The sequence below is a fragment of the Thiosocius teredinicola genome (assembly GCF_002009425.1).
In the GTDB taxonomy this organism is placed as follows: domain Bacteria; phylum Pseudomonadota; class Gammaproteobacteria; order Chromatiales; family Chromatiaceae; genus Thiosocius; species Thiosocius teredinicola.
Genome location: NZ_CP019936.1, coordinates 945,744 through 960,605, shown reverse-complemented (window position 1 = coordinate 960,605; position 14,862 = coordinate 945,744). Strand labels below are relative to the sequence as shown.

At 52.0% G+C, this 14,862-nt stretch carries 22 protein-coding genes; all 22 read right to left on the bottom strand.

Annotated elements, in window-relative coordinates:
• Nucleotides 1–39: 39 nt before the first annotated feature.
• Nucleotides 40–477, bottom strand: a complete 438-nt coding sequence (locus B1781_RS22795; RefSeq protein ID WP_125931893.1) for a hypothetical protein — start codon at nucleotides 475–477, stop codon at nucleotides 40–42.
• 149 nt (nucleotides 478–626) lie between these two features.
• On the bottom strand, nucleotides 627–1,040 hold the full coding sequence (locus tag B1781_RS04550) for a GFA family protein (protein WP_078118526.1): 414 nt from the start codon (nucleotides 1,038–1,040) through the stop codon (nucleotides 627–629).
• A gap of 637 nt (nucleotides 1,041–1,677) precedes the next feature.
• Nucleotides 1,678–2,133, bottom strand: a complete 456-nt coding sequence (locus tag B1781_RS04545) for a hypothetical protein (RefSeq protein ID WP_078118525.1) — start codon at nucleotides 2,131–2,133, stop codon at nucleotides 1,678–1,680.
• Nucleotides 2,134–2,141: 8 nt separating this feature from the next.
• Entirely contained in the window at nucleotides 2,142–2,780 is a 639-nt protein-coding gene (locus B1781_RS04540) for a hypothetical protein (RefSeq protein WP_078118524.1), read from the bottom strand.
• A gap of 151 nt (nucleotides 2,781–2,931) precedes the next feature.
• The gene (locus B1781_RS04535) at nucleotides 2,932–3,318 is read right to left on the bottom strand and encodes a DUF2703 domain-containing protein (RefSeq protein WP_078118523.1); all 387 of its coding nucleotides are present in this window, start codon (nucleotides 3,316–3,318) and stop codon (nucleotides 2,932–2,934) included.
• A 176-nt stretch (nucleotides 3,319–3,494) separates the two neighbouring features.
• Nucleotides 3,495–3,941 (bottom strand): hypothetical protein, encoded by a 447-nt coding sequence (locus tag B1781_RS04530; protein ID WP_078118522.1) that lies wholly within the window; start codon nucleotides 3,939–3,941, stop codon nucleotides 3,495–3,497.
• Nucleotides 3,942–4,257: 316 nt separating this feature from the next.
• Nucleotides 4,258–4,389, bottom strand: coding sequence for a hypothetical protein (locus tag B1781_RS23380; protein WP_334223882.1), 132 nt, complete (start codon nucleotides 4,387–4,389; stop codon nucleotides 4,258–4,260).
• Nucleotides 4,390–4,516: 127 nt separating this feature from the next.
• The gene (locus B1781_RS04525; RefSeq protein ID WP_078118521.1) at nucleotides 4,517–5,041 is read right to left on the bottom strand and encodes a GNAT family N-acetyltransferase; all 525 of its coding nucleotides are present in this window, start codon (nucleotides 5,039–5,041) and stop codon (nucleotides 4,517–4,519) included.
• Nucleotides 5,042–5,605: 564 nt separating this feature from the next.
• Nucleotides 5,606–6,157 (bottom strand): tetratricopeptide repeat protein, encoded by a 552-nt coding sequence (locus B1781_RS04520; RefSeq protein WP_078118520.1) that lies wholly within the window; start codon nucleotides 6,155–6,157, stop codon nucleotides 5,606–5,608.
• A gap of 156 nt (nucleotides 6,158–6,313) precedes the next feature.
• Nucleotides 6,314–6,757, bottom strand: coding sequence for a DUF6998 domain-containing protein (locus B1781_RS04515; protein WP_078118519.1), 444 nt, complete (start codon nucleotides 6,755–6,757; stop codon nucleotides 6,314–6,316).
• A gap of 139 nt (nucleotides 6,758–6,896) precedes the next feature.
• Nucleotides 6,897–7,199, bottom strand: coding sequence for a hypothetical protein (locus B1781_RS04510; RefSeq protein ID WP_078118518.1), 303 nt, complete (start codon nucleotides 7,197–7,199; stop codon nucleotides 6,897–6,899).
• Between the two features lie 182 nt (nucleotides 7,200–7,381).
• The gene (locus B1781_RS22790; protein WP_125931891.1) at nucleotides 7,382–7,783 is read right to left on the bottom strand and encodes a hypothetical protein; all 402 of its coding nucleotides are present in this window, start codon (nucleotides 7,781–7,783) and stop codon (nucleotides 7,382–7,384) included.
• A 154-nt stretch (nucleotides 7,784–7,937) separates the two neighbouring features.
• Entirely contained in the window at nucleotides 7,938–8,411 is a 474-nt protein-coding gene (locus tag B1781_RS04505; protein ID WP_078118517.1) for a DUF5063 domain-containing protein, read from the bottom strand.
• A gap of 139 nt (nucleotides 8,412–8,550) precedes the next feature.
• A complete protein-coding gene (locus B1781_RS04500) occupies nucleotides 8,551–8,871 on the bottom strand; it encodes a hypothetical protein (protein WP_125931890.1) in 321 nt (106 codons plus the stop codon).
• Nucleotides 8,872–9,012: 141 nt separating this feature from the next.
• Nucleotides 9,013–9,510 carry a hypothetical protein gene (locus tag B1781_RS04495; protein ID WP_078118515.1) on the bottom strand — a complete coding sequence of 166 codons (498 nt, stop codon included), beginning with the start codon at nucleotides 9,508–9,510 and terminating at the stop codon, nucleotides 9,013–9,015.
• A gap of 564 nt (nucleotides 9,511–10,074) precedes the next feature.
• Nucleotides 10,075–10,626, bottom strand: coding sequence for a tetratricopeptide repeat protein (locus B1781_RS04490; RefSeq protein ID WP_078118514.1), 552 nt, complete (start codon nucleotides 10,624–10,626; stop codon nucleotides 10,075–10,077).
• Between the two features lie 143 nt (nucleotides 10,627–10,769).
• Nucleotides 10,770–11,291, bottom strand: coding sequence for a GNAT family N-acetyltransferase (locus B1781_RS04485; protein WP_164513249.1), 522 nt, complete (start codon nucleotides 11,289–11,291; stop codon nucleotides 10,770–10,772).
• Between the two features lie 154 nt (nucleotides 11,292–11,445).
• Nucleotides 11,446–12,021, bottom strand: coding sequence for a hypothetical protein (locus B1781_RS22785; protein ID WP_125931889.1), 576 nt, complete (start codon nucleotides 12,019–12,021; stop codon nucleotides 11,446–11,448).
• 122 nt (nucleotides 12,022–12,143) lie between these two features.
• Nucleotides 12,144–12,572: a hypothetical protein gene (locus tag B1781_RS04475; RefSeq protein WP_078118511.1), complete on the bottom strand. Its 429-nt coding sequence runs from the start codon at nucleotides 12,570–12,572 to the stop codon at nucleotides 12,144–12,146.
• A gap of 141 nt (nucleotides 12,573–12,713) precedes the next feature.
• Nucleotides 12,714–13,160 carry an SMI1/KNR4 family protein gene (locus tag B1781_RS04470; RefSeq protein ID WP_078118510.1) on the bottom strand — a complete coding sequence of 149 codons (447 nt, stop codon included), beginning with the start codon at nucleotides 13,158–13,160 and terminating at the stop codon, nucleotides 12,714–12,716.
• A 145-nt stretch (nucleotides 13,161–13,305) separates the two neighbouring features.
• Entirely contained in the window at nucleotides 13,306–13,632 is a 327-nt protein-coding gene (locus B1781_RS04465) for a low molecular weight protein tyrosine phosphatase family protein (protein ID WP_078118509.1), read from the bottom strand.
• 138 nt (nucleotides 13,633–13,770) lie between these two features.
• Nucleotides 13,771–14,190 carry a hypothetical protein gene (locus B1781_RS04460; protein WP_078118508.1) on the bottom strand — a complete coding sequence of 140 codons (420 nt, stop codon included), beginning with the start codon at nucleotides 14,188–14,190 and terminating at the stop codon, nucleotides 13,771–13,773.
• Nucleotides 14,191–14,862: the final 672 nt, after the last annotated feature.

Below are 14,862 nucleotides of genomic sequence, written 5' to 3'. Positions count from 1 at the left end.
GACGTCCCAGCGAGCATCGCGAGCGGCTTGAACGCCTTGTTAGGGCCGAAACCCGCGGCCAACAGATAACCCATTTTTTATTCCCTTATATGCGATCGGCAAGCCCAGAACAGACAGAACCACCTCAAACGAATATGGCGGCAGTGGTTTGAAGACACGACAGACTAAGCTAATTTCACAATCCCCAAATGTTCTAGGGCCAACCCAAATAAAAGCGCAAATTCCTGCAGCGATAAAGACTCCGCCGGCTAACTGTATGGCGCTTTTTTGACCTTCTTCAGTGAGACGCCTTGAACCCGCGTAGGCAAGTAGGAGGAAAAACAGACTGCCAAGAATAGCTATTCCGCCGATTGGAACAGGCTCCCCACTCTTATGCGCATTAAGCATGAGAACGAGCGAGGTTACCAACGTCACCCCTACGATCACCGTGACAACGATGAACCAGAGAGTACGACCAATGACGCCAATCCATGCCATGTTTGATCTGCCCTAACGCCCAGTTAAGCGGCGGCCAGTGCGGAGCGCCGTTTGCGCAACAATGCCGAAGGCATGCGCAACACGGCGCGGAGTACTGGGCGTCCGAGTGAGCGTAGCGAGCGGCTTGAACGCCTTGTTAGCCCTTCGCTTCATTGTTCGAACGGCGGGAACTCAGGATAACGCGGCAACTCATCAGAGAACTCGGCCCATGACAAGTGCTTCGAGTGCCAGTAATGCATCGACGGCTGTACGGATTCCGGATTATCGAAACTCCCCACGGTGATATCAATTAACCCAGGCAAGTACTCAGCTTCAAAGCTGATCTGGGTGCCGCATTCAGCACAGAACCCTCTTGTTGCTTCTTCAGATGCCTCGTACTTCTTCAATTGCCCAGCCACAAAATCAACTTGCCCAGACTCGAACATTGCCCACGCTACAGCTGGTGCCGCATTGGCCCTACGACAGGTTGAACAATGGCAGATCGCCGCCATGATGGGCTCACCCTCGACCACGTATCGCACCGCGCCACACTGGCAACCACCCTCAATGTTTTGCTTTGGCATTTGTGTCTTCCTTTTCGGGGCTAACGCCCAGGTAAGCGGCGTTTGGTGCGGAGCGCCGTTTGCGCAAACATGGCGGAGCCATGCGCAAAAAGGTGCGGAGTACCAAACGTCCGAGCGAGCGTAAGCGAGCGGCTTGACCGACTTGTTAGATGCTTTTGGAAATGCGTTAACTCGGAGGCCAAAAAGGACGTTCTGCAGACGCCCCGAATAACGCCCTTTTGCTCAGCGGGCCGCACGGCATCGAAATAGCCATGCTCGATGATTGGCACTGACTTTCCTATTGGCACAGCGAAACAACCTCCTTATCTTAATACGCCCAATCGCTCGCTAACTATGGGCCACGGGCTTTCAACCTACACCGCCACCACGTACCGCGAATAATCGCTGACCACCAAAGAAAGCGGCCTTGATAGCTCACTGTAGCCGCTACTTCGGGACCACGAAACCTTCTTGCTGCACAGCAGCCAATTTACTGGCACGAGCTTGCCAGCAATCGATTTCTTATGCGCGCATCTAACGCCCAGTTAAGCGGCGTTTGGTGCGGAGCGACTTTTGCGCAAGTATGGCGGAGCCATGCGCAACAAGGCGCGGAGTACCAAACGTCCGAGCGAGCTTAGCGAGCGGCTTGAACGCCTTGTTAGCTGCTGCCGCGGCCTCTGGGCATTGTGGACAACCAATCGATGCCAAGGAACCCCGAGAGATCGATAAGAAACATAATCGGCTGCTCAGCCAGGTATGAGCCCGGGTTTGCCAGGAAACCCTCAAGATACCAACCCGTTTTTGTTTCTGCTTCTTCAAGAGACAAACCCTCTTCGGCAATTTTTCCCTTCACCAAATTCGCAAGTGCCTCTGGGCCTAGATACCCTTCTGGCGATGCTTCGGCCTCAGGAGCCAAAAGCTGAAACAGCGATTGCCCAAAATGACCTGCGACTTTGCTCGCTGCTCCAAAGCTTACAGCATCGATAATTTCATCATCGTAGCCTTCTAGGTCGCCGTACTCGCCGATGCTCAACCCTACGGCTTCGGCTACTTCATTCTCCGTTTCACCCGATGTTTCACGGAGCTTCTGAATTCGTTCAGCGACACCATTCATTCTTGCGGCTAACGCCCAGTTAAGCGGCGGCCAGTACGGAGCACCGTTTGCGTGAATATGGCGAAGCCACACGCACAACGGTGCGGAGTGCTGGGCGTCCGAGCGAGCATAGCGAGCGGCTTGAACGACTTGTTAGCGCCACCACTGATCGAGACTTCTAAGTTAAAGCCTGAGATAGTGAACTCGAGCCGCTTAGGTTCAAACCAAAGTTCTGTCGTATACGTATCACCTAAGCCTTCTACGACCAACTCTCTATTCGCATTCCACATTACCTTGAAAGAATTATCAGCACCTTCTGGGATTTCGTATTCCGAATACTGTTTTGATTCTTCGCCGTTCTCGCCGATGTGGAAATAGCCTCGTGTTTTACCAAGAAGAGAGGAAAGTGACGTTCGAGCTCCCGTACCACCCACCTTCAGATAGGACGACTCATCTTCGCCGTAAATAATTAAGCCAAACGAAGGCGCCCAGAATAAACCCTGAGATTTCGCATTAACGCGGTAGTTGATTGTGAACACGCATTCCTCACACTCCAGAGGCACAGGTATGGCTTTAAACCGGCCGGCTGGCACATCGCTTTCATGCTCATACGCAAACGATGGCCCAGCCACCGACAACCCGATCAATAGTGCGAGTAATCTGATCATTTTTTTCTTCACGCTAACGCCAGGTTAAGCGGCATTCAGCATGGAGCGCTTGCTCGGGCAACAATGGCGAAGCCATGCCCAAGCAAGTACGGAGTGCTGAATGTCCGAGTGAGCGCAGCGAACGGCTTGAACGCCTTGTTAGGCATTTCTATCAACAGCATTGTGCGACCTCACAGATGGCTTTTCGGATTAGGCCCGCTGGAATGCCTTCGTACGAGACACCTTGAAACTCTACCGTGCGACACGATGTAGTGGGGTTACCGGTGAACTCGCAGCACGATTGGCAGTGACTTTCCGCCGCCTTCGCCCCGGAAAGAATGGACTCGATCGGAATGCCGTTGACGAGAATACTATTGGATTCAGATATCTGCTTTTTAGAAAGCTTGGTTTCTCTTAACTTAATCTTCCAACCACAAGGAGCGCATTCATTCGCGAGCTCCTGTACTACTTCCTCCAAGGCTTCGCCCGTATCAGAGCATCGAACGCAGGTGTTTCCCGATTTATCGAGATGCTTCCATTCGACTTCGATCATATTCATCGATTTCTCCCTTTTCAGTAGTTGATTGCCTAACGCCAGGTTAAGCGGCACCTAGCGCGGAGCACCTGCTGCGCCATAATGCCGAAGGCAGGCGCGAGCAGGTGCGGAGTGCTAGGTGTCCGAGTGAGCGTAGCGAACGGCTTGAACGACTTGTTAGCGGCCGCTCACCGCCCCTTTTACTCACGGATAATTCGCTTAACGACCACGTTATTGTGTTCGATATCGATCGCTTCAATCTGACGGACTTCTCGCTCTTCACTTGATTCAACCCTGAATCTGATGATCTGAACATCCCACGGGCCAAGCCTAATTGGAAGATTAATGTTTGGCAGACTGTCAAGATTCTTCACGATTCCGCCATCTTGATTTTTTACGTATAGATAGACCACCGCCGTGGGCCTTTGACTCAGGTTCCGAATTACAACACTAACAATTGTGTGCGGATCTCGAGAACCGGTGTGGTATCCATTGCTCCACTGCAACTCTAAGTTCGCTTCGTTCTTCTTCCTTTCAATACGGCGTTGCCATTGCAAAGTCCAAATGGTCAGAAGCAAGGCAATCGACGAAATGGCAATTGGAATCCAATCTAACAACTTAAAACTGTTATGAGTTTCTTCAACCATATTGACGCTAACGCCCAGTTAAGCGGCGCCCAGTGCGGAGCGGCGTTTGCGCAACAATGGCGAAGCCATGCGCAACACGGCGCGGAGTGCTGGGCGTCCGAGTGAGCGCAGCGAACGGCTTGAACGACTTGTTAGGTGCGCAACGGAGTACGTTATCATGGGCGATGAAATGACCTCCGCACTGTTCAAATGGCACCCCTCGCAAGACCGCACACTGCCTGTTTCGGGCGTTTCCTCGCACTGACCTTCACTCCGTGAGCAACTCGCGTACCGCGAATAGGGCTCCGCGAACCCCCATTTGAATGCCGCACCGATCTCATTCCGCTATCGAGCGGCACGCTTCGATGAAGACCAGCACCGCACCAGAAATTCCGCCGCTGCGCTCGGCCGAGAGCGCCGTAGTTTCCGCAACTACCATGATTGCTAGAAACACAATTTTCTTCTGCACCTAACGCCCAGGTAAGCGGCGTTTAGTGCGGAGCGCTTGATCGGGCAACAATGGCGAAGCCATGCCCGAGCAAGTGCAGAGCACTAAACGTCCGAGTGAGCCGCAGGCGAACGGCTTAACCGCCTTGTTAGCTGCGTACATTCAGAACCTTACCCATTACCACAGCGTTTTCGTTCGTGGAAAAACCCAAAGACTCGTAAAACAATTTCGCCGGGCCTTCACGATCGGTGAGCAAATAGACCTTCTCAACGTTGGGCGGCAATTTATTCAAGAGCATTTCAATAACTTGCCGGCCGATGCCCCTTCGCTGTTGCGATACCGCCACGCAAAGCTCCTTGATCATAAATAGCTGCGACGAATTCCATTGCTCGACTTCACCGATAACGAACCCACAAATTCTCTCATGCGCAGTAGCCTTGCACCCGATGGAGCTCTCATTGCCATAAAGGCTTTTGAGCCGCTCAAGCGCCGAACTTAGACTCCAGTTCTGACTCCATGGCGGCGATGCAAATGCCTCTACGAACACTGCTGCGCATTCTTCAAGATCTTCGGCAGCCAACTCTGAATATGAAACGCCCATTTCTCTGCAGCTAACGCCCAGGTAAGCGGCGTTTGGTGCGGAGCGCTGTTTGCGCAAAGATGGCGAAGCCATGCGCAAAACGGTGCGGAGTACCAAACGTCCGAGTGAGCGTAAGCGAGCGGCTTGACCGACTTGTTAGATGCTTTTGGAAATGCGTTAACTCGGAGGCCAAACAGAACATTCTGCACTGGGCCAGACCGATGCCCGTTGGCTCGACGGATTCCACGGCATTGAAATTGCCATGTTCAATGATTGCCGCTGCATTTCCTATTGGCACTGCGAAACAACCTCCATATCTCATAACTCGCAAGCACTCGCTAATTATGGACCACCGGTTATCAAGCACCACCGCCACCACGTACCGCGAATAATCGCTGACGATCTAAGATTGCGGCCCCGAATGACTCACTTTAGCCGCACCGGCGGGACCACGAAACCTGAACCTTGCGCGGTGGGACTTTCATTCCTTCGTGCTCGCCAGCATTCATTTTCACTTGTGCGCATCTAACGCCCAGTTAAGCGGCGCAAAGTGCGGAGCGCCGTTTGCGCAACAATGGCGAAGCCATGCGCAACACGGCGCGGAGTGCTGGGCGTCCGAGCGAGCATAGCGAGCGACTTGAACGCCTTGTTATGTTCTTATTCTTCAATTACTGATGCCATCGCGGCAAACTTCGAACCTGCTTCTGCGTTGCCTTCACTCTGAAACTCTTCGCTGTAAGCAGCAAGGACCTCGGCCGTGTATTTTTTCTCAAGAGGTGAGAAATGATCTCTTAACTCGTAGGCCCTAGTTAAATAGGGTGCACCTTCATTCCATTTTTCTTGCCCGGCGAGTGACGCTGACAGTTCAACGAGGCGGCGCCCAATTCGGAGTGGCGACGGTGAAGGAAGGGATTCTTCGATTGCCAATGATTGCTTCATAAGCGCTTCCGCCTCTGGGAACTTGGCAAGTTGCCGTTTAATTCGGGCCAGATTGTACTGCTTCTGTGATTGCTCAGCGGGCCCGAGATTTCCCCACGCCACATTGGTTAGCGCACGACCACATGCCTCCTCTGCCACGAGAAGATTGCCATTATGCTCTGCCGCGAAGCAGGTTTGCTGGTAGTTATCGGCCGTGACTTGATTGATCGGATTAGCGCAACCACCAGCCGATACAACCACGCTCAGAACAATTAACTTCTCAAATTTCATTTGTGCTTCCTTTCAGAACATAACGCCCAGTTAAGCGGCGCCCAGTGCGGAGCGCCGTTTGCGTGAAAATGGCGAAGCCACACGCAACACGGTGCGGAGTGCTGGACGTCCGAGCGAGCATAGCGAGCGGCTTGAACGCCTTGTTAGGTGCCATATTCAACTCGCTGGATTCTGCGCAGCAAGGCTACGCGCTTTCGCAATATCGAGCTCATACTTTCCTGCCTGCTCGTATCTCCTCGCAACCGCCACTGCTTCCTTTATGCAGCCGTAGTACACCAGAGAAAGTTCTCCGGCCTGGTATTGCAGTAACATTAGATCATCTGCGAGTGCGAGTGTTTTCAACGAGATGGCAATAAAACCAGATTTTTGAGCGGTAGCCTTAACGCTGATTCGACGGCCATCAGGCGCGACGACATCGAAGCCATGCTGGTTGGCGCGATGTGCAAGAGTACCTCCCACCCTCAGCGCACACTCGAACTCACCTAGCCGACCTATCAAATGCCTTACCTCGGTGGGTTTCACGCCAAACTCTTCAACTTCGAGTTGCACAAGCTCTAAGTACTTGTCGCGAAGCTGCCGGATACGGAAATCTGGAATCACCGAAAGGCACCTAACGCCCAGTTAAGCGGCGCTTTGCGCGGAGCGCCCGCTGCGCAACCATGCCGAAGGCATGCGCAGCAGGTGCGGAGTGCAAAGCGTCCGAGCGAGCATAGCGAGCGGCTTGAACGCCTTGTTAGCTCTATGCTCCATGCCATTTGAAAACCGGGCCATATCTTTCGTTTAGCTTCCATTTTTCAACCAACACCCAGTAAACAAAGGCTACCGCCATAGCGCCTAAGGTCCAAGCTACACCATGAAAAATGAATACGACAAGAAAAATCGTTAAATCAATTAGGGGATACAAAGGCCAGTAGAAAATATTGAGCCTTACGCAGCCATTACCGCATTCGGGGCATTTCGATGTATTGATCAACCCGCCATCTTCAAGCAGCTTTTCATCCAGAACTTGCTCCTGACAATTTGGGCAGATTCTCTTAATCATTCCTTGAACCGCACATTTGATCCGATCTCGATATGAATATTTTTGGAGCTAACGCCAAGGTAAGCGGCGTTCAGCATGGAGCGACTGATCGGGCCAACATGGCGAAGCCAGGCCCGAGCAGGCGCGGAGTGCTGAACGTCCGAGTGAGCCGCAGGCGAACGGCTTGACCGCCTTGTTAGCGCTCACTTGAACACTGACCAAGGATCACCCTGCTGAATACTCGATAATGCCTTGTAAGTTACACCGCTTCGACCTCCAGCCCATTGCGACACCAACCCTTTTTTGACTAGCTCCGTGCCAGGGACAACGAAATACTCAGCGCTTTCTCCATTCTTAATTTTCCGTTCTGAGCCCAAATAGACGAAAACGTAATAGATAGTAGGAACCACTGAGGCCCTCGAGAGTGGCCAGTTGCTTTTTGACCTAACCGCTTTCGCATCAATGCTGTATGTGTTGGTTTGTGATTGAGCCACGATGTCTACGGACTTTGCGTTGCCGAAGGTAATCGACACAGACAAACCTCGCCGAGACAATTCACCAGCTACGAGGAACTCCCCTGCAAGATGCGTAGTGTTCTTATCCATTTCTCCATTCTCCTTTTTGCGCTAACGCCAGGTTAAGCGGCACCTAGCGCGGAGCGCCTGCTGCGCCATAATGCCGAAGGCAGGCGCAAGCAGGTGCGGAGTGCTAGGTGTCCGAGCGAGCATAGCGAGCGGCTTGAACGACTTGTTATGGGCTTCACGTATCTGGAACTCCGTACCTGTTGAGAACAAAGATCACATTGGCGGCGTGTTGCCCCCAGTGAAGGTAGAAGGTAATACGCCATTCATCTTCCGCTTGAGCTTCGCACCCCGCATCGAACACCGACAGCCCCGATTTCAGATCAACGTAGATATCGCGAAGATCATCGGCTAGATCTCCGACAACAGGCTCTTGCCCCGGGATCTGCTCGGGATCACCAACCATGCGGTAGTAGTTGAAGGCTAGGCTCCCGAACCGCTTGTATACCGCGTTAGCGATTTCACTAGACACCGTTGGCCCAGCATAGTTGACACCAACACGCTTCTGCAAAAGATGCGCGCTCGCATATAGTGCAGCTACAAACTGAATGGCTTGCCTTTCGTCGCCATTCTTAGCCGGCGCTTGTTCACAGAAATTGCAGAAGTTGCGCACAAGCCCAGCAAACTCTTTTAGGTACTCGGAAATTTCCACTTAACCCTACTGCCTATAACGCCAGGTTAAGCGGCATTCGGCGTGGAGCGCTTGCTTGGGCAGAATGGCGAAGCCATGCCCGAGCAGGCGCGGAGTGCCGAATGTCCGAGTGAGCGTAGCGAACGGCTTGAACAACTTGTTAGGCATTCATTTTCACCTTTAAGGATTTTGCCGTAATCGCAAGCACTCCACTTACCAGATAGATGTACGTAGTGCCTCCCTTCGTTGCTGGATGCCAGTATGTAATGTTGCCTGCGCTGCGGTTTCTCTCGAGATCGATGAAATTGGCAATCTCGCTAACATTTTCAACGCCCTTAAACACGATCTTTGCTGGCACCCTTGTTTTCGAGTGTTCTGCCTCCGGATAGTAGGAAATGCTCAACTCGACCCTTCTTTCTGGGTAGTTGATTGATAGGCCATCCAAAATGGCATCATGAAGCTCGACTTCTTCTGCTTTCATTCCCTTGCCTAACGCCAAGGTAAGCGGCGTTTGGTACGGAGCTGGCGCTGCGCAAACATGGCGTAGCCATGCGCAAGCGCCCGCGGAGTACCAAACGTCCGAGTGAGCGTAAGCGAACGGCTTGACCGCATTGTTATGTTGTTACGGATTGAAGATAGATTCCACATAAGCTTTTAGTTTCTCGTGGATGGTTTTCAACCCCGACACGGTAGCCCGCATCAATTCTTCACCTTGAACACTGCCTTCAACAACCCAAACCTCGCGATCTGCTTCTTCTACAGATTTGACACCATTCACGCCAGATAAGGATCTTTCCACTGTGCTGCGAAATTCGGTTTCAAGAGGTTCTTCTCGCACGAACTCAGCAACATTGATAAACACGACCCAAAGTTGCGGTTCTTCTTGCGATACGGTGACTCCTAGAATATGCGGCTCATCAGTGACATGGACTAACTGGGTGAAGCCATGTTGCGTTCTTTTATCTATGCCTATTGATTCTTCTGCCATGACCCCACTCACGAATACGAGAATGAAAAAGCCGACGATTGGCCTCATTCTACGAGCGATCATTTTCAACATAACGCCCAGGTAAGCGGCGTTTGGTGCGGAGCGCTGTTTGCGCAAAGATGGCGAAGCCATGCGCAAAACGGTGCGGAGTACCAAACGTCCGAGTGAGCGTAAGCGAGCGGCTTGACCGACTTGTTAGATGCTTTTGGAAATGCGTTAACTCGGAGGCCAAACAGAACATTCTGCACTGGGCCAGACCGATGCCCGTTGGCTCGACGGATTCCACGGCATTGAAATTGCCATGTTCAATGATTGCCGCTGCATTTCCTATTGGCACTGCGAAACAACCTCCATATCTCATAACTCGCAAGCACTCGCTAATTATGGACCACCGGTTATCAAGCACCACCGCCACCACGTACCGCGAATAATCGCTGACGATCTAAGATTGCGGCCCCGAATGACTCACTTTAGCCGCACCGGCGGGACCACGAAACCTGAACCTTGCGCGGTGGGACTTTCATTCCTTCGTGCTCGCCAGCATTCATTTTCACTTGTGCGCATCTAACGCCAAGTTAAGCGGCGCTCAGCATGGAGCGCCGTTTGCGTGAAAATGGCGAAGCCACACGCAACACGGTGCGGAGTGCTGGGCGTCCGAGCGAGCATAGCGAGCGGCTTGAACGCCTTGTTATGTTCTTACTCTTCAATTGCTGATGCCATCGCGGCAAACTTCAAACCCGCTTCTGTGTTGCCTTCTCTCTGCAATTCTTCACTGTAAGCAGCAAGGACCTCGGCCGTGTACTTTTTCTCACGAGGTGAGAAATGATCTCTTAACTCGTAGGCCCTAGTTAAATAAGGTGCACCTTCCTTCCATTTTTCTTGCCCGGCGAGTGACGCCGACAGCTCTACGAGGCGGCGCCCGATTCGGAGGGGTGACGGTGAAGGAAGGGATTCTTCTATTGCCAGGGATTGCTTCATAAGCTCCTCCGCCTCTGGAAACTTAGCAAGTTGGCGTTTAATGCGGGCCAGGTTGTACTGCTTCTGCGATTGTTCAGCGGGGCCGAGATTTCCCCACGCCACATTGGTTAGCGCACGACCACATGCCTCCTCTGCCACGAGAAGATTGCCATTATGCTCTGCCGCGAAGCAGGTTTGCTGGTAATTATCGGCCGTGACTTGATTGATCGGATTTGCGCAACCACCAGCCGATACAACCACGCTCAGAACAATCAGTTTCTTAAATTTCATTTGTGCTTCCTTTCAGAACATAACGCCCAGTTAAGCGGCGGCCAGCTCGGAGCGCCGTTTGCGTGAAAATGGCGAAGCCACACGCAATAAGGCGCGGAGTGCTGGACGTCCGAGCGAGCATAGCGAGCGGCTTGAACGCTTTGTTAGCCCACCAGCGATTTCGAATAGCGCAACTCATGCAGCGGATTGCCGGAATGGTTGCTATCTGTTTTGCTTCTACCAGAATACTCAAAACCAAACCTCTCATACAGTTTGATAGCTGGCGTGTTGCCCTTTATGACCCATAAATGTAGCGACTTGTAGCTTTCTTTCGAAACGCTCTCAAGTACCCTTTTCAACAGACTCGTACCAAGATTTTGGCGCCAGAATTCTGGATGTACGTTGAGCGCCACCAATTCGCTCGATGATTTATCTAGATCACTGTCGCGAGCCGGCCCGAACACAGCAAAGCCCTGAATGTGGTTTTGGACCTCGGCAACGAGATACTTCCCGCCGCCCGGTTGTTTCAGAGCGTTTTCCCACATTTCTTTTCTTTGATCGATCGACAGCGAATTTAAGAACTCACTGCCCATGAACTCTGTGTAGGCTGCCTGCCACGCAGCCACATGGACTCTTGCTATAGATGCTTCATCGCCGAGGCTGGCTTTTCTTACGATGACTTCCATGTTCATTCTTTCGGGCTAACGCCCAGTTAAGCGGCGCTTTGCGCGGAGCGCCGGCTGCGCAACAATGCCGAAGGCATGCGCAGCAGGTGCGGAGTGCAAAGCGTCCGAGCGAGCTTAGCGAGCGGCTTGAACGACTTGTTATGCATACATTGCACTAGCGAACCCTTTCGCCGAAAAAGAAAGCGACAAAATAGGCTAAGTAACCGACCGTAAACAGACCAGTGATTGCCATTCGGTACCTGTATTCGTTATTTCGCTTATCAATATGGTCAGCAATCATAAGGAGAAACCCAGTGCCCACCAATACCATCGCAACGACTGGCAAGGAAACTTCCCAGCCGAAGAATTCATATCGCCTTCGAATCGCGGAAAAGTACCTGCTGCCATGCGATAACACCAAGTGTTGCGTGAAAACACCATAAATGGACATTGCCAGCAAACCAAAGCCAGCTAGCAGCGCAATAAACCTTTTTTTCTTCGGTAGAGAATTGGGAACGTATGTTTCGGGCTTTAACGTCCAAATTATTGGCTTATAGCAGTTCACGCATTTTCCATTTTCGAACTCGCTACGCATAAAGTGGTTGAGTGCCCCACAGTTTCGGCATTCTATTTCATGACTCCAATCCATGAGTTCGCCGCAGGCATCGCATTTGTAGGACTTACCCGGCGACTCATAGGTGTTTTCTTTGCCGCAGTGCCTGCAGGCTTTGATTCTTCCTTTATCTTGCATAACGCCCAGTTAAGCGGCGCTCGGTATGGAGTACCGTTTGCGCAACAATGGCGAAGCCATGCGCAACAAGGTGCGGAGTACCGAGCGTCCGAGCGAGCATAGCGAGCGGCTTGAACGCCTTGTTAGGTGTTTTCCACATGCAGCCTAACCTCTGGCGAAATACTTGAGTACGTATGGCTCTTAGAGTACTCCGACAAATAGCTATAGCCCTCTTTACGAGTAGCTAAGGTGCCAAGGAATAGATAGAGTTCCTGAAGAGCCTGCTTGCCACCTACCACCCGTAGGATATTTCGGCCCTCCCAATCCTCCATGGAAAGATACTCGTTCCTCGCATTTTGCAACGAAGTGAATAACTCTGTTTCTTCGCCCTTCCCAAGTGATATTTCGACCGAAATTGAGGAGCTTGTAGCCAACTTTATCGGTGTTTTTCCACTACGAGCTGATTCCACCGCTTTGGCGAATTCTTCATAATCCCCTGCAGTTCCATAGATTACGAAATCATCTATGAGGCCATTCGCACGGAATAGTTTGCGAGCTTCCAGCTGCAGCACTTTTACACCTAACGCCCAGTTAAGCGGCGCTCGGTGCGAAGCACCTTTTGCGCAACAATGGCGAAGCCATGCGCAACAAGGTGTGGAGTACCGAGCGTCCGAGCGAGCATAGCGAGCGGCTTGAACGCCTTGTTAGGGCTATTATTGCTCACAGCGCCTCAAGCCCTCCTCAGCCACAAAGGCCAAGAAGTTTCTGAAGCGCGTTGGAACCGCCGCATATGCTTGCTCGTGATCCAGGAAGTAGAGTGTTTCAGAGCATGCTCCATTTTTTATTTCGAATGCGTAGAAATCTCCGCAACCATTCTCAGATACCGGTAAGTACCTGTGTGCTAATTCACCGAGATACTTGGCTGGCTGCAAAATACTTGCTTCTCCGGCGCGGATCGAGAGAACCGACACAAAGCCGAAATGACCAAAACCGTGGTTCAAGGCAAATTGTCGAAAAGCCGCCGGAAGCGCACATGCACAATGTTTTTCAAACTGCCGTAATTCTGATTCAGTTGCCGGAACTTCACGCTCACCCTTGAACCAAATCGGATGCTCTGCTTTCGCTTTCTCAACGCATTCACTAAACGCTGAAAATTCCATTTCTTAGCCCTAATGCCCAGTTAAGCGGCGGCCAGTACGGAGCGCCGTTTGCGCGAACATGGCGAAGCCACGCGCAACACGGTGCGGAGTGCTGGGCGTCCGAGCGAGCATAGCGAGCGGCTTGAACGACTTGTTAGGTGCTGCCTCATAGCCGGATATGCCTCGATACCTTAGTTTGAAGCAACCGAATCAACTCCGGCTGCATTCTCTCGTAATTATCTGGGATATCAAGAACCACCAGCTTCTTGCCCTTCAGCAACTCTTTGTACTTCTTCGACACCATATTTCGATGAGCCTTTTCCATTACCAAAACGATATCTGCCCATTCAATTAGATCACCACTTAGTGGTGTTTCTGCATCTGCATTTGTTCCGGCCGCAAGAGCTTTGACGCCCTCATACCTTGAGAATACTTCTTCTGCCGTAGGGCTACGCAACCGGCACTCACTACAGACAAACAGAAGATGTTGCATTTTCCTTTTTTTCACCTAACGCGCAGTTAAGCGGCGCTTTGCGCGGAGCGCCTGCTGCGCAACAATGCCGAAGGCATGCGTAGCAGGTGCGGAGTGCAAAGCGTCCGAGCGAGCTCAGCGAGCGGCTTGAACGACTTGTTAGGTTTCATTGGTAACCCAACGAGTGAACCGAATTACCTCGACATTGACACACAGTGTGGTTGAAAGCTCTCCGAGCAGTTCATGCACGGTTAGATCGCCATTCTTCACATAGGGTTGGCTCAGCAAAACATAATTCGCATTCATCCGTGCGTTTGCATCGTTAATGGCTTGTAGTTGCGCCTCGGCATCAAGGCCTTTGATTTCCGAATGTATCTCCGCTAGTTCATTGTTGCGGACCTCCGGACTGAGCTCTGACGCTGTTAAAACCAATGGGCCTTCCGCCGCAATATGCACGGCGATGCCTGTTGCGACTTCCTTGAATTCCGGAGTTCTGAACACGATATCATCGACACATCGAAAGTGAACCATGACGCCAATCCGGCCTTGGTGGTTGTAGGTTTCGATGATTTCCGCCATTTCTTTATTCAACCTAACGCCAGGTTAAGCGGCATTCAGCACGGAGCGCCTGCTCGGGCCAAAATGCCGAAGGCATGCCCGAGCAGGTGCGGAGTGCTGAATGTCCGAGTGAGCGTAGCGAACGGCTTGAACGCCTTGTTAGATGATTTTGAAAATGCGTTAACTCGGAGGTAAAAAAGAAAGTTCTAGCACCGGCCGGGCAAACGCTTGATAGCTCAGAACCCTGCACCACGCGGAAATGGCCCTGCTCGATGACTTGCACTGACTTTCCTATTGGCACAACGAAACAACCTCCATATCTGAAAACTCGCAAGTGCTCGCTAATTATGGGCCACGGGCTATCAACTTACTCCGCAACCACGTACCGCGAATAATCGCTGACCGACAAAGAAAGCGGCCTCGACGCCCCACTTTAGCGGCTACTTCGGGACCACGAAACCACCGACTAGCACGGCAGTATTTTCATTCCTTCGGAGCTGCGAGCTTTCTTTTTCTTGTATGCGCATCTAACGCCCAGGTAAGCGGCATTCGGCATGGAGCGCTTGCTCGGGAAACAATGCCGAAGGCATGCCCGAGCAAGTGCGGAGTGCCGAATGTCCGAGTGAGCGTAGCGAGCGGCTTGACCGACTTGTTAGATGCTTTTGGAAATGCGTTAACTCGGAGGCCAAAAAG